General features: G+C 43.3%; 14 protein-coding genes. 4 read left to right on the top strand and 10 right to left on the bottom strand.

The window, feature by feature from the left end; genetic code table 11:
* Positions 1–103: 103 nt before the first annotated feature.
* The 8 genes from ACHUFM_RS05370 to ACHUFM_RS05405 form a co-directional block, all read right to left on the bottom strand.
* Complete coding sequence (locus ACHUFM_RS05370; RefSeq protein ID WP_394180287.1) at positions 104–1,477, bottom strand: PepSY-associated TM helix domain-containing protein; 1,374 nt, start codon at positions 1,475–1,477, stop codon at positions 104–106.
* 60 nt (positions 1,478–1,537) lie between these two features.
* A complete protein-coding gene (locus ACHUFM_RS05375) occupies positions 1,538–2,038 on the bottom strand; it encodes a DUF2946 domain-containing protein (RefSeq protein ID WP_394180289.1) in 501 nt (166 codons plus the stop codon).
* 29 nt (positions 2,039–2,067) lie between these two features.
* Positions 2,068–2,436, bottom strand: a complete 369-nt coding sequence (locus tag ACHUFM_RS05380) for a DUF2750 domain-containing protein (RefSeq protein ID WP_394180291.1) — start codon at positions 2,434–2,436, stop codon at positions 2,068–2,070.
* A gap of 100 nt (positions 2,437–2,536) precedes the next feature.
* Positions 2,537–3,556, bottom strand: a complete 1,020-nt coding sequence (locus tag ACHUFM_RS05385) for an adenosine deaminase (RefSeq protein ID WP_394180293.1) — start codon at positions 3,554–3,556, stop codon at positions 2,537–2,539.
* A gap of 148 nt (positions 3,557–3,704) precedes the next feature.
* Positions 3,705–4,772 carry a BMP family ABC transporter substrate-binding protein gene (locus tag ACHUFM_RS05390; protein ID WP_063333331.1) on the bottom strand — a complete coding sequence of 356 codons (1,068 nt, stop codon included), beginning with the start codon at positions 4,770–4,772 and terminating at the stop codon, positions 3,705–3,707.
* 66 nt (positions 4,773–4,838) lie between these two features.
* Positions 4,839–5,771, bottom strand: a complete 933-nt coding sequence (locus tag ACHUFM_RS05395) for an ABC transporter permease (RefSeq protein ID WP_394180295.1) — start codon at positions 5,769–5,771, stop codon at positions 4,839–4,841.
* 9 nt (positions 5,772–5,780) lie between these two features.
* Positions 5,781–6,848, bottom strand: a complete 1,068-nt coding sequence (locus ACHUFM_RS05400) for an ABC transporter permease (protein WP_394180297.1) — start codon at positions 6,846–6,848, stop codon at positions 5,781–5,783.
* Entirely contained in the window at positions 6,845–8,398 is a 1,554-nt protein-coding gene (locus ACHUFM_RS05405; RefSeq protein ID WP_394180336.1) for an ABC transporter ATP-binding protein, read from the bottom strand. Before ACHUFM_RS05405 ends, ACHUFM_RS05400 begins: the two co-directional genes overlap by 4 nt.
* Positions 8,399–8,801: 403 nt before the next feature.
* On the opposite strand from ACHUFM_RS05405, the gene ACHUFM_RS05410 reads away from it, so the two are divergent.
* From ACHUFM_RS05410 to rlmM, 3 genes are all read left to right on the top strand, one after another.
* Positions 8,802–9,899, top strand: coding sequence for a GGDEF domain-containing protein (locus ACHUFM_RS05410; protein WP_394180299.1), 1,098 nt, complete (start codon positions 8,802–8,804; stop codon positions 9,897–9,899).
* Positions 9,900–10,036: 137 nt separating this feature from the next.
* Entirely contained in the window at positions 10,037–10,675 is a 639-nt protein-coding gene (locus tag ACHUFM_RS05415; protein ID WP_394180301.1) for a pseudouridine synthase, read from the top strand.
* A gap of 41 nt (positions 10,676–10,716) precedes the next feature.
* Positions 10,717–11,769: a 23S rRNA (cytidine(2498)-2'-O)-methyltransferase RlmM gene (gene rlmM, locus ACHUFM_RS05420; RefSeq protein WP_394180303.1), complete on the top strand. Its 1,053-nt coding sequence runs from the start codon at positions 10,717–10,719 to the stop codon at positions 11,767–11,769.
* A 67-nt stretch (positions 11,770–11,836) separates the two neighbouring features.
* On the opposite strand, the gene ACHUFM_RS05425 is transcribed toward rlmM, so the two are convergent.
* Entirely contained in the window at positions 11,837–13,507 is a 1,671-nt protein-coding gene (locus ACHUFM_RS05425) for a L,D-transpeptidase family protein (RefSeq protein WP_394180305.1), read from the bottom strand.
* Positions 13,504–13,797, bottom strand: coding sequence for a YkgJ family cysteine cluster protein (locus ACHUFM_RS05430; RefSeq protein WP_463514204.1), 294 nt, complete (start codon positions 13,795–13,797; stop codon positions 13,504–13,506). Before ACHUFM_RS05430 ends, ACHUFM_RS05425 begins: the two co-directional genes overlap by 4 nt.
* A gap of 149 nt (positions 13,798–13,946) precedes the next feature.
* Here ACHUFM_RS05430 and ACHUFM_RS05435 point away from each other — a divergent pair, with 149 nt between their 5' ends.
* Complete coding sequence (locus ACHUFM_RS05435) at positions 13,947–15,185, top strand: GGDEF domain-containing response regulator (RefSeq protein WP_394180309.1); 1,239 nt, start codon at positions 13,947–13,949, stop codon at positions 15,183–15,185.
* Positions 15,186–15,246: the final 61 nt, after the last annotated feature.

Genomic DNA, 15,246 nt, shown 5'->3' on the forward strand with positions numbered 1-15,246 from the left:
TTTCTTACTTTCAGAAGGGCGTATTGTACTGCTTAGAGAATTCTTTACCATCATGAATTGAAGTACGTAAGTAGACCGAGCCGATTGGCTCGGTCAATCATCCTTAAGCGGATTTTTTCCAGCGCCATGCATCAATTAATAAGAAAGCAATCAGGCTTACCCCCATAACAGGCATACTCAAGCCGAGTGCCAGTGCTACACCGAGCGTAATGACTTTTTGAACGCTTGTCAGCTTACTCCATGCTTGCAATAAGGGTTTGGATGTTGGACCTGCACTAGGACGTCGAATCCACCACATTTTATAACCCCAAATAATCATCATACAAACAGACAATCCAAATAGAGTTAACAAGATTTGATTAGGAATACCAAACAGGACGCCCATATGAGCATCGATGCCCCAACGGATTAATTTAGCGACCAGAGGGAAGGTGTCGAAGTCGGCACGACTGGTTACCGTCATGGTACTTGTGTCTACCGCTACACTGTCTACTTGGGTTGGCCAAGATCGGTCAATCTCGCGAACAAACCAAGCTTTGTGACCTGTGCGATCAGGTTTGATTTCGATTTTGTTAGCATTAATACCAGCCTCACGAGCGGCTTTTAGAACCCCATCAAACAGCAGGTCAGAGTTGTGAGTCGCGGTGTTTGTTGCAGACATTTGTGATGAGTTGTGATGAGCATGGTCGGCGTGCTCATCGTTTTGTTGAGTGGTCTGCTGTGATGACAGACTAAGATCAACGGATGGCGTAACCCAACCAATGGATGCTCTTAAACTGCCGATATTGCTACCGGCCCATTTCGACCAAGTTAAACCGGTTACAGAGACGAAAATTAGCCCCACAAAGATCCATAAGCCAAGTTGATAATGGCGACGTCGTTTTCGTAAATGTTCTGTTTTGGCAGCAACTTCAGCACGATTTTTTTTACCGCCTTTGTACCATAAGAATAGACCACCGAGTGCTGCAATCCATAACCAAGAGGCCGCTAACTCACTGTAATAACGTCCCACTTCACCCAGTAATAATTGGCGGTGAAAAAAGTCAATAGTGGTTCGAATTGGCAGTACGCCACTGGTACCATAGACAGGTAAATTACCTTTCAAATCTAGAGTGACAGGATCGATAAACAATGCCCTTGCACCCGTTAAGCGAGCTGTTGGGTCTAAAAACATTACACGTGTGTTATCCCCGACTTCTGGCGCGGGGCGAACCGCGAATAAAGTTAAATTACTGTTTAGGTGGGACCGAGCCGCTGCAATTTGATTGGCTAGCGGTTGATAATCACCACGGCTTTGAGTCGTTAACGCCTCTTTGTAGACAGCGTTTTCAATCTGTGGCGACAGTATGTATAAGGTGCCGGTAAGGGCCGCAATAAAAATAAATGGACCGACAAACAAGCCGACATAAAAATGCAGGCGTGTGATCAGAAGCAACAGCGCATTAGATGCGGCTTCGTTTTTTATTTGACTAGACATAGTTTCTCTCATTTTACTTGGCACAGACGTGCCCCTGAACATCATGTTCACTATTGTTTTTTAAAGGACTGTAAAACGAGAGTGTCGTGGTGGTGCTCGAGGGTTAAGAGGCGTGAATATGGCTAGGTATTTACGGACCAGTGTCGCATAAATAATACTGGGATAAGCTTCTTTCTCTAATGGAACAATGGTGAAGCTTTGCGCATGTAGCCAACTTAAATGAAAGAGCAGAGAGCAGTATCCACAAGCCTCTAATAGGTTAGTGCTGCCTTCAATTTGGGGATGATGCCCATGATGCCTCATGCTATTTGAGTTGGCTGGTTGAGAAAAGTGGGGTAGTGGATGACCTGTTGCGTGGTGTGTAGAGTCATGATGTTGCTGTGTCGAATGCGAGTGTTGTACTGCCGCTTGTGTTGCTACACTACTGGCTTGCAGTGTTTTAGCTAATTGAGAGTAGAGTGGGCCGAAATAGATTAAAAACACGCAAAACAAAGCCAAGAATACACCGACGTGTGTTTTGGCTTTGTGGATGGAGAGGCTGGGCGTGAAGACAGTCAACATGCTTTCTTGACAATTGGCAAGGTAAACCGCTAAGCAGGTTTAATGTCGTGGCTATGCTCTTCAGCAGAAGAGACAATGCATTCTCCAGCCATATTGGGGGCTGCACCAACAGAATACTTATCTGCAGTCATGCCTGGTAACCATTTTTCTAACCAGTCTATAGCCGAGATTTCTAACCCTTTAAAATCAGGGTAGTCCTTTTCACCCCAATGTGAAGCCATGGCTTCGTTAGGCCAGACCGGAAGCACTTGGTCTGTATTAAGAGTAATAACTAAACAACCCTGTTCGTCAGCCAAGGTCCAAATGGAATGTCCTTGCCGAACTCTTTGGACCATTTTGCTATAACGATCATTACTGGTTAAACGGAAAAAAGCATCGTCGAATTGTGTGTCAGACATGAAGTACAACCTGATGTGTAAAATTATCAGCGATCATATCACATTGCTATGAGCTTGATAAAAGTTTTCGCCCTCCATGGCGAATCCATCAAAATGCAGTTTATGGATTAAAAAGGGTATCGATTTGCTGCAAATGTTTTTGCTTATCTCCTGACGCCATCCAACTGCCTTCGATGCCATTACGAGCCAATTGATAAAGCTCTTGTTTGCTGATCTGTGTTCGCTCAATCAAGACTTGGTAGTTGTCATTCATGTAGCCACCAAAATAGGCGGGATCGTCTGAGTTGACGGTGGCTTTTAGACCTAATTTTAACATGGTGCGTATCGGGTGTTCTGCCATGTCGTTTACTACACAAAGTTTGAGGTTGGATAATGGGCAGACGGTAAGAGTCAGTTGTTGCTTAGCAATCTCAGCGACTAGATCGTCATCCTCAAGGGCTCGATTACCATGATCGATACGCTGAACTTTAATCAAGTCCAATGCTTGCCATACATATTCTGGTGGTCCTTCTTCGCCAGCGTGAGCGGTAATCTTTAAGCCTAAATCTCGACAGGCTGCAAAGACATTAGCGAACTTTTCTGGTGGGTGTCCTACTTCCGAGCTGTCTAAGCCAACGCCGTCAATCCAATTTAGGAAAGGTTTGGCTTCTTCAAGGATTTGAAAAGCACTGTCTTCACTCAAGTGGCGTAAGAAGGACATGATGAGTTGATAGGTCATGCCCCATTGTTTTTTAGCATCCTCAAGAGCACGACGAATACCAATAATTTGAACTTCAAACGGAATACCACGTTCAGTATGCCCTTGTGGGTCAAAGAAAATTTCGACGTGAACCACATTTTCGAAGTGTACTTTTTCTAAATACGCCATAGTCAAATCGTAGAAGTCGGCTTCGTGAAGCAGTACGGACATGCCTTGATAGTACAGGTCTAAAAAGTCTTGTAAGTTGGTAAATTGGTAGGCTTTTTTAAGCGCGTCAACCGTATCATATTTGAGAGCAACTTGGTTGCGTTGAGCAATGGCAAACATTTGCTCAGGCTCAAAAGTACCTTCAATATGAAGATGTAATTCGGTTTTCGGCATGGCTTGGGAAAGAGCCACCAATGACGCTGTATTATCCATGATATTACCTTTCAAACTTTATGGTTGCGATCCATACAATAAACTATAACGAATAACGCAATATTTTACGCGCTATCTGTCATACAGTGAGCTGATGAATTAAAAAAGGGGGAAATATACAGCCAGCAGAGCTGGCTGTATAGGGATTTTAGCGAGGGATTTCGTCTGTAATACCTTCCACATACCAATTCACTTGAGCAAGCTCTTCGTCGGTCAGTGAGTGGCCTTCAGGTACAACAATATTGCCTTTATTATCTTTGATTGGTCCGGTAAACGGTTTCAGTTCACCTGACTTGATTGCGGCATAGGTTTCTTTAATTTTAGCTTTAACGTCCGCAGGTAAGTTTGGATTGATGGATTCAATCGTTAGCATGTCTTCCTTGAAACCGCCCCAATAATCGCTAGGCTTCCAAGTGTTGTTCATTACCGCTTCAGCAACGCCAACATAATAAGGTGTCCAGTTATCTCGAACGGAGAACATATGCGCTTCAGGTGCGAATTTGCTCATGTTTGATGCTTGGCCAATGGATCGCATACCACGTTTTTCTGCGGCAATTTGTGGGGCTGGGCTGTCAGTATGTTGAATCAAAATATCGACACCTTGGTCCATTAGTGCATTGGCCGCATCGGTTTCTTTACCTGGATCGTACCAAGAGTTTACCCAAACGATTTTAATTTTAACGTCAGGATTGACTTTCTTTGCTGCCATGTAAACCGTATCAATATCACGGATGACTTCTGGGATTGGGAAGGAAGCAATGTAACCAATGGTATTGGTTTTTGTCATCATACCCGCGGCCACACCAGAGACATATCGACCTTCGTAAGTACGTAATACATACGTACCTACGTTACGAGCGCGTTTGTAGCCTGTGGCGTGTTCGAAGGTGACTTTTGGAAAACGCTTAGCCACTTTCACGGTAGGGTTCATAAAGCCAAATGAAGTCGTGAAGATCAAATCATTCCCTGCTTTTGCCAATTGCGTAATCACACGCTCTGCATCCGCCCCTTCCGGTACGTTTTCAACATAGGTCGTTTCAACTTTGTCGCCAAAGTGCTCTTCAAGACCGATGCGGCCTAAATCATGTTCATAACTCCAACCTAGGTCTCCGACTGGACCTACGTATACAAAGCCAACTTTTAATGGGTCTTCCGCTTGAACGGCACTGGCACCTGCCAGAAGTCCCAAGCTAAGCAGTAACGATTTCATTTTCATGTTTTGCTCCTATTGTGTGCCCTAAGGGCTTATTGCTCTTCGTAGATGAAGGGGTTAATTAAGGCTTTACGCCATGTTTCTAGGGTCGAATGGTTTTCCTAGAGACCGAGGTGCAAGCAGTTTTTCTTTAAAGTGATCCGCGCTAATGATCACCATAACAATGACGGTGGCCACGTAAGGCAACATGGCCAATAGGTTCGGCGATATAGACCAGCCCAACCCCTGTAAAACTAAATGCATAATGCTGGCCAATCCGAATAAATAAGCTCCGAGCATGATGCGTCCAATGCGCCACGAGGCGAATACCACCAAAGCAAGGGCGATCCAACCGCGACCAGAAGTCATGTTTTCTACCCACATAGGAGTATAAACAAGTGACATGTAAGCGCCGGCAATACCTGCCATAGCACCACCAAACATGATGGCTAAGTAACGAACTTGTAAGACTTTGATGCCAATGGCATTCGCGGCATTGGGGTTTTCTCCGACGGCTTTTAGTGTTAGTCCAATACGGGTTTTATTGACCACAAAGTAGAGGGCAATGGCGATGGCAAATGACAGGTAGACTAGAATGTCATGCTTGAATAATATCTCACCGAGATATGGGATCTCAGACAGCAAAGGAATGTCAATTGGTGCAAAGCCTTGAATGGTTTGTCCCACCACACCTGAACCAACAAAGGCACTTAAACCTGTGCCGAATATGGTTAACGCTAAACCAGTGGCGACCTGATTCGCACCAAGTTGAAGAACGAGTACGGCAAAGATTAAACTCATAAAGGCACCCATAATCATTGCGGCAAGAACGCCGAGTCCCATACTACCTGTTGTGTAAGCGGCTAAGAATCCGAGGACAGCGCCCATCAGCATCATGCCTTCTTGTCCCAAGTTTAGGATGCCAGATTTTTCGCAAATCACTTCTCCTAAAGCAATAAATAATAATGGGGTGCCTGTTTTAATGGCGGCGAACAAAATTTGAGTGATTAGATCTGCGTCCACAATGAGCTCCTAGTTCGTCGCTTGCTTAGAAAGCGTAAGACGGTTATTAATAAAGAAATCACAAGCTAATAAGAAGAACAGCAACACCCCTTGGAACATGCTGACAACCGCGACAGGAATACCCATTTCAATTTGTGCTAAATCGCCTCCCATATAGAGAATGGCCATAAATACGGCGGCTAATATCGCCCCAATAGGATGTAAGCGGCCCAGATAGGCAACGATGATGGCGGAATAACCGTAACCGGGTGATACGTTGGGTACCAGCTGTCCAATCGGGCCGGTAGTTTCACTTACGCCCGCTAAGCCAGCCAGTGCGCCTGCGAACAGCATGACAAACCAACTGAGCTTTTTGCTGTTAAAACCAGCATATTTTGCTGCCGGTTCGTCAGCGCCTAAGACTCTTATTTGGAACCCTAAATGGGTTTTAGACAGGATGAACCAGCCAATGAAGCCGGCTAAGACCGCAAATACAATACCAAGATGAATGCGACTGAACTCAAATAAAGTCGGTAGTAAGGTGGCATCAGAGAATAAGGCTGACTCAGGAAAACCAAACCCTTGTGGGTCTCGCAATGGCCCGTGAACGGCCCAAATCAGTAGATACAAGGCGATGTAGTTGAACATGATGGTGGTTAATATCAGGTTAGAATTAAAGCGTAGCTTTAAAAAAGTCGGGATAGCAGACCACAACATGCCAGATACGATGCCGGCTAATAAGGTAATGGGAAGGGCTAGGACGGAGTCAGAATCAATAAAGTAAAGTGCCATGGCAGAGCCGCCTAAGGCGCCAGCTAGTAATTGTCCTTCTGCACCAATGTTCCACATATTGGCGCGATAGCATATGGCGAGGCCAACGGCACAAAGTAACAACGGCCCCATTTTGACGAACATTTCGCCAATGTTGTAACTGTCTGATAACGGCGCGACTAGTAATACGTGCAATGCTTGGATCGGATCTTTGCCGATGGCTGAAAATAAGATACAGCCAAATAATAGCGTGAGGGCAATCGCGATGATGGGTGAAGCGAATTTCATTAATGTACTTGGCTCAGTGCGAGCTTGAATGCGGATCATGATTGTATCTCTTGTGTGAATTCGCGTTGCGTGTCAATAAATGTCCCTGCCATCCATTGACCAATTTGATCAATGTTAGTGTCTTGGGTTTTGACTTGAGGCGATAGATGACCGTCACAAATAGCAGACATGCGATCCGCGAGGAGAAAGAGCTCGTCGATGTCTTCTGAAATTAACAGAATGGCGGCACCTTGATCTCGTAGGTCTAATAAAGCTTGATGAATCGCCAGGGCAGCGCCTACATCAACGCCCCATGTTGGGTGTGCACAAATGAGAAGTTTTGGGTTTTGGCCGATTTCTCGTCCCATGATGAACTTTTGTAAGTTGCCTCCGCTTAGGCTTTTGGCTTCTGAAAATTCACCATGACACTTCACATTGTATTTTTTGATTAAACGACTGGCATACTCTTTTGCCTCCTGCCATTGCACTAAACCGTTTTTGATAAAGCCTGTGCTATGAGTTAACAAAGTGTTTTCGGTCAAGCTCATATCCGGTACCGCACCACGCCCCAGTCGTTCTTCTGGTACATAAGCCATACCAAGTTTGCGTCTGTCTCCCGCAGATAAGTGGCCAATGTGCATCTGATCGAGACTCAAACTGGTTTTATTCGCCCGATTGTCTTCGCCACTGATAATGGCCATGAGTTCGTCTTGGCCATTCCCCGCTACACCGGCAATACCAAGAATTTCTCCCGCTTTAAGTTCAAACTGAATGTTTTTTAAGCTGGTGCCAAAAGGTTGTTTTGAGGGAAGAGACAGATTATTGGCGCTGAATAGGGTATGAGTGCCTTCTTTTTTAGTGTACTGCGTTTCTTGCTCTGCAAGATCTCCTACCATCATTTTGGCGATCGAAGCGGGTGTTTCTTCACTTGGTACACAGGTATCAACGACTTTACCACCACGCAAAATGGTAGCTTGATGGCAAATTTCGGTGACTTCATGCAGTTTATGACTGATAAATAGAATGCTACAACCTTCTTTAGAGAGGGTTCTTAGCACATCAAATAAGCCGGAGACTTCTTGCGGCGTCAGTACCGAGGTTGGTTCATCTAGAATAAGAAGTTTCACAGACTGAACCAGGCAACGCATGATTTCAACACGTTGTCGTTCGCCAATGGAAAGGGAATGAACGTATTTATCTGGATCAACGTTTAATCCATATTCTTCAGAGAGTTGACGTATTTTTTCAGCTAAGTCGTCGATACTATCAAGGTGTTTTTGACTTAAGCAGAGTTCGATGTTTTGGCTGACGGTTAAGGTTTCAAATAAGGAAAAATGCTGAAACACCATACCTATGCCTAAATCTCTAGCGGTAGAAGGGGATTTAATCGTCACTTCTTTACCATCCCAAAGGATATCGCCTTTGTCTGGCGCAACAACACCATAGATGGTTTTTACTAGGGTGCTTTTACCAGCACCATTTTCTCCCAGCAAAGCATGAATTTCTCCAGGTTGTAGACATAAATTGATGCTGTCATTAGCAAGACAGCCAGGGTATTGCTTAGTGATGTCGATTAACTCTAAGCGTGAAGCGGTTTGTTGTTTATTCAAGGTACTGGCACCATTTTGTCTAAGCTGTTCATCGGCTTGCAAGAGCAACTTCTAGTGTAGTGCATACTTATGAAGCTGTTTTGGTGTCTTGCACCATTTTGGAGCTCTGTATGTATGTTACTTGTGCACTTACAAGTCTAAATGAGGTTTTTTGACCGATTAGTTAAACTTTGTTGCTTTCTAGGTTATTCAATATCAATATTCGTGCCAAAATAAGAAATAAATGTGGGTGGCTTAATGAGATTCAGAACTCCTTGTCTTAGCTCATATTAATAAATGAACAAGAGTCAACTGACAGTAGGAAAAAGCTTATGCATTCGGTAGAATGTTTTAATTGATTATTAATAGAAGTTAAATGTTGTACTTTTATAATGATTCAGAACCGCTTTAGATTGGGAATTCCGTGTTTTCTTCGCTTAAAAAAATAATACATACGATTCTGCATTTTGGCTTTAAAGACGATTATGCCAATGATGTAAACCAGAAGCATGTGGTGAATTTCTCTTACCTGATTTTCTGCTTCGCCAGTGTTTTTTTGATTGCCATGTTTTCTCAACCGTTTTCTCCTTTGGTTGTGATTGTGTCCATTTTGAGCCTTATATTTGCTTGTTTGGGGCTGCGCTATAATTATCGTGGGCAGTTTTCTCGCGCTCAGATTCTAATGCCTGTTTTGAAAATGGCTCAGGTGACTATATTAACCTTGTTTTATTTCGGTTCAGAAAGTGGCTTCCACTTTCTCTTAGTACATGTCATTGCTTATTCTTTTATAGTGTTCCGTGCTGACCAAAGGTTTGTTAAAGGTCTCATTGTTACGATTGCTGCTTTGTTGTTTTTGATGTGTGAATATTTGAGTTTAAAAGGCTTGTACCTTACAGCATCAAAGCAAAGTTTTATGTTAGTCTCGGTATTCTTTTTTATTGCTTTGTATTTTGCCATTGTCATCAATTTAGTGATGAGTCGTTTAAAATCCGTTAATCAACATTTAAGAGTGTTGGCTGAAAAAGATGAATTAACCGGTTTATCAAATCGACGTAAAGTGCTAGCGGATGCAGTCAATATCTTTGCCGATTGCGTGATTAATCATGACACCTGTGTTTTCGCTATCGTTGATTTGGATCATTTTAAGAAAATTAATGATACTTATGGTCATGAAGCCGGTGATTTTGTCTTGGCGCAAGTGTCAGCGAAAATGCAATCCGTTATCCGCACAACGGATAAGATAGGGCGTTACGGTGGAGAAGAATTTATTATATTGATGCCAAAGACCAAACTGACACAAGCTGAATTGGTGATGGAGCATTTACGGCAAACGATAGCTGGTTTAACCATTGAAACTGAAAAAGGCATCATTATTCCCGTGACAATCAGTATTGGTTTGGCTCCAATCACGCATGAAGTCACTCGTTACGAAGAGATTTTAGCGGCTGCTGATAAAGGTTTGTATGCTGCGAAAAGAAGTGGTCGTAACCGAGTTTCTGTTTCCCCTGATTTCCAAGATTGAAATTGTTCATTTTCTATTGACATATGAGTTGTCCACTTTCTCTGTGGATAAGCTTGTTGGCTAAATCCTTAATTCCTTATGAATACTGAGAGAGGTCTTTCTTGCTCAAAATAATACATACTTGCGTGGATTACTGGGTGATCGATAAACCTGCTGGAATGAGTTTTCATGCTGAGTCTGATTCTATGGGTGTTATGGAGACCTTGTATAAGGACTATCCGAATTGTGATTTTTATCCTGTGCATCGGCTGGATAAAATGACATCGGGAATATTGCTGGTGGCTTGTACTAAAGAAGCTGCGACGCTATTTGGTGAATTATTTCGTCAACATAAAATGGAAAAACGCTATCTTGCTTTGTCACTGCGCAAACCAAATAAAAAACAAGGTACAATTAGCGGCGGTATGCAGGTCAGTCGTAGGGGGCAGTGGAAACTGACAAAAGAAAAAAATAACCTCGCTGTGACCCAGTTTTTTTCACGTTATGTAGAAGGCAAAAGACTGTTTTGGCTTAGACCTCTGACGGGGAAAACACATCAGATTCGTGTGACATTAAAAAGTGTTGCTGCGCCTATTTTGGGTGATGAGCGATATGGTGGTGGTGCGTCGGATCGAGGGTATTTGCATGCTTACTCGATCGCATTTGAATGGCGTGGCGAGTCTGTTTGTTATCAAGTGTCTCCTTCTCTAGGAGAGCATTTTAGTCCGATTTTATTGGATCACGTGGTGAATCACTTTGTTGAAGCTAAACTGAAGTGGCCACAAACCAAACATTAATTAAGACTTGGTTAGACCTGTCTGACCGAGAAGGAAGTTGAATGAAAAATATTATTGCCTATTGCCGATCTGGTTTTGAGAAAGATTGTGCTGCTGAGTTGTCTGATCTGGCGGCCAGTAAAGGCTTTTATGGTTACGCTAAATTAGAAGAAAATTCTGGCTATGTGGTGTTTTGCTTCGAACAAGAAGATGCTGGCGAAAGCTTGATTCAGCAGTTGAACTTTAATCGTATTATATTTGCCCGCCAAATTATCGCGGCAAATGATCTTATTTCTTTAGAGCAGGGTGGTCGAGTCGAATCCTTACTAGAAGCTGCTAGAGCGTTGCCTTTGGCTGAGGAAATTTGCATCGAGACGGCAGATACGAATGAAGCTAAGTCGCTCTCAGGGCTAATTAAGAAGTTAGATAAGCCTTTGCGAGAAGGCTGGAAACGATCTGGTGTACTGAGAAAAAAAGCCGTAGGTGTTCGTCATCATGTGTTTATGTTGGATGGGCAATCGGCTTACCTTGGTGTGTCGTATGTGGCTTGCCGCAGTGAGTTTCCAATGGGAATTCGACGTTTGCGTTTTCCAGCGGCAGGACCAAGTCGTTCAACCCTAAAATTAGAAGAAGCCTTTCTTCAATTTGTACCGCAGCAGACGCTTCAAGATGACCTGATAGAAGGTATGACGGCAGTGGATCTTGGGGCGGCACCTGGTGGCTGGACTTATCAGTTTGTGAAGCGAGGTATTCATGTTATCGCGGTTGACAATGGCCCGATGCAAAAAGAACTTATGTCGACTGGCTTGGTGCAACATGAAAAAGCGGATGGTTTTAAGTTTGAGCCACCGCAAACAGTCGATTGGTTAGTATGTGATATGGTGGAAAGGCCGGTCAAAGTAGCGGATTTGATGGCGAATTGGTTGGCGAGAGGATTTACTCGTCGTGCGGTTTTCAATTTAAAATTGCCAATGAAAAAACGTTACCAAGAAGTCGGTTTGTGCTTAGCGAACATGGAGTCTTTGCTGAAAAAGGCTAAGGTTAGATATGAATACCAAGTTAAGCATTTGTACCATGATCGTGAAGAGGTGACGGTCTGTGTCATGGTAAAATAACGCGAAATTGGCGTGACAGAATAAGAAAAACGCGAGTAAGGGGGCGTATCTTACTCGCGTTTTTTGATCAAATAGATTCGTTTGATCGAAAAGCAATGTAGCCCATTGCTTCTTCCATTAGGGGATCACGCTGATATACATCGTTGCGGAATTCTGGCATACCATTAGCATTTGGTACAACGGTAAAGTACACCAGATAAACCGGAATGTAGCTTGGCAATGACACTACACTGTTTGAGTTATTTTTTAGTTTGTTGATCATTTCATTATAAGACTTGGAGCCTTTGGTAATTTGCTTGGCGAACTCGTGTGGGTCTTCTAGGCGTACGCATCCTGAGCTAAAGGCTCTGTTTCTTTCTCTAAATAAGTGTTTTGCTGGTGTGTCATGTAAGTAGATTTCGTTTTTATTCGGAAACATAAACTTGAATTGACCCAGTGCATTCCCTTCGTCTGGTTCTTGTTCAAAGCGGTACGCGAGTTTTTCCGGGTTGATGTTTTTCCAATCTATTTTTGTAGAATCCAACTCTTTTGCACCAATACTCCAGCTTGAGTAGAGTTTATAGCCGTGTTTTACCAAATAATTAGGGTCTGATTGCAGCTTAGGTAGCAAGTTCTCTCTAGCGATGCGGTGAGGTACTCGCCATGTTGGGTTGGTTACCATGTAAGTCATGAGACCTTTAAACACTGGTGTTTTTCGTTCTGCTTTGCCAATAACAACCTTCATTGACGTTAGCTCACCATTAAGATGCATATCGACAGTATAATTGGTTAAATCAACCCAGATACGATTGGCCTCTAGTTCGCTCGGCAGCCAACGCCATCTTTCTAGATTGTAGGCAATCTGCTTGGCACGAGTCGTCAGCGATACATTAAGCATTTCAATCGTTTTTGAACCCGCGGCACCATCTGCGATCAGGTGATGACGGCGTTGGAAATTTTGTAACGCTCTTTTCAAGCGAGAGTCGAACCTGTCTTCCTGTACTTTTCGAGTGGAGAAGCGAATGTCACCGAGTTGAACGAGTCTAGCTCTAAGTTGGGCGACACGTGGACCTTCGTCGCCAAGTGAGAGCGGCACACCTGCTTCAACTAAGATGTCTTTTTCTTTGGCGGCAAGGTCTTGATAATAAACTAACCATTTCTGTAACACTTGATACTGTGGGCTGCGTGGAGCAAGCAAGGGTAAAGAATTGACCATGCTGGCAGCGGAATCAAGATAAAGTAAATCTTTCCAATTGTTGTTTGGTGCATCTAGTTGCCAATTTGGATCAATTAATAGGGGTTCATAGCGGCCGTTGCTTAAATCATGAGCATAACTGGTGAGAGCAATGGTCGCGATGACGTCCATTTCAGCAAGTTGTTGCGAGCTTGGCTGCTTCAGTTCAAGGTAGTTTTTGATAATGTCGGTATGGTAATGAATTGGATTAAGACCATGTGTGTGAGCTTCTTGCAAGATGTCGACAAGCTTATAAATAGACATGTCGATGGTCTTATCTTTAATCCAAACAGGCTCATAGCCTCTTGCTTTATAGGCTGCTAGTACAGTGTTATTGGGTAAGGCTTGGCCGGCGACAGGCGTAAAAGCATTAAGTGTTAAAGAAACTTGCTCTTTGACACTGGTGGCAATTTGTGCCTCGCTGGGAGGTTCTATTACGAATTGTGGTTTGTTGCTTTGAGAGGAGCAAGCGCTTAAAAGTAAGCCTAGGCAGAAAACAGGTACAAACTGCTTTAGGGATTTCATATGGTTTTCCTTGACGGTGAACTCTTTAAATAAGCGGTATCATTTTCTAAGATGGAGATAATGGTTAACGCCTCTTCTCTTGAATTGCCACAAATGTCTTCATCAGGCATAAAACTGGCACAAATTTTTGGTCTGGTTGGATCGTTAAAAATGGCGCAGCGGAAATCCTCTAAAAGTTGGATGCAGGGCTCACCTGCCGCTTTGCCATTTGGCATGCCAGGTATGGCTGAGCTGATAGATGGTGCTGTGCAGCAAGCACCGCATCCAGACCGACATTGCATGTTTAGCATCCTGTATTGTAACTGGATAGTGTAAAGATATGGGAGTGTTTACAAATTGATACCCTGTAGCGCTATTTTAGAGTATCGCAATCTCGGGTCATAGGGGATAATCAAAAAATTAAGTGAAAATTTGTGTGTCGTTTGGAGTAGGTAGATTGATGATGTCCGATGAGTTCAAGGTGTTAGTGGTAGAAGATAGCCCCGTTGTCTTAAAGGTTCTGAATCATTTGTTGTCTCAAACTCCTAATTTCATACCTGTATTGTGCTCAAATTATCAAGAGGCTCAGGCAAAAATTGAAGCGTCGGAGGGGGAGTTTTTTGCAGCCATAGTGGATTTGAATTTGCCTGATGCTGAAAATGGCGAAATTGTTGATTTGGTTCTGTCTCATCACATTCCTTGTGTTGTGTTAACAGGCAACTTTGATGACGATCAACGATTAAGTTTGCTGAATAAAGGGGTGTTGGATTACATCACCAAAGACAGCCGTTATTCGTTTAATCATGTTATCAAGGTGGTTGAGCGGCTGAGAAAAAACCGAGACGTGAAAGTTTTGGTGGCGGAAGATTCTTCGACCAGTCGATTGTTTATCAAGATATTGTTAGAGCAATATCGGTTTAATGTCATAGAAGCAGAGGATGGCCAAGAGGCGTTGGCGAAACTGGAGTCAGACGACAGTATTCGCATGCTCATCACAGATTATAATATGCCGCATATTAATGGCTATGATTTGGTTCGAATGCTTCGTCATAATGCGCGCTTTCAAGATCTGGTGATTATTGGTTTGTCCGCGGAAGGAGACAATTCATTGTCGGCTAAGTTTATCAAAGCCGGTGCGAATGACTTTCTGAAGAAGCCGTTTTACCATGAAGAGTTCCATTGCCGAGTAGTGCATAACCTAGAAGCTCAAGAAATGTTAGAAACCATTCGTGAGTTAGCGAACATCGATCCTCTAACCAAGTTAAAAAATCGTCGTTACTTGTTTGATGATGGTGAGAGAATGTTCCGTAAATCCATTCCTAATGCTTGTCTCGCTATGTTGGATTTAGATCATTTTAAACAGGTTAATGATACTTATGGTCATGTCGTAGGAGACGATCTGTTGAAAGCGGTTGGTCAGGAAGTGATGACACACTTTCCGGGTTTGCTTGCATGTCGTTTTGGTGGCGAAGAATTTTGTATTGCTGCCAATGAGTCGGTGGCGGAATTAATGCCTAAGCTAGAGCGTTTCTTACAGGGGATTCGTGAAAAAGAGTTTACTGAGGCTAAAATTAAAGTGACATGCAGTATTGGTGTGTGTGGAAAGGATTTTGACTCGTTAGAGAATGCGATAAAAATTGCCGATGACAATCTATATGAGGCGAAACGTCTCGGTCGTAATCAAATCGTCACAGATTAATATTAAAAGCGAACAATAAAAACGCCGCTCATAATGAGCGGCGTTTTTGTTTTTAAAGTAG

This window comes from Marinomonas posidonica (assembly GCF_043643765.1).
Lineage (GTDB): Bacteria > Pseudomonadota > Gammaproteobacteria > Pseudomonadales > Marinomonadaceae > Marinomonas > Marinomonas posidonica_A.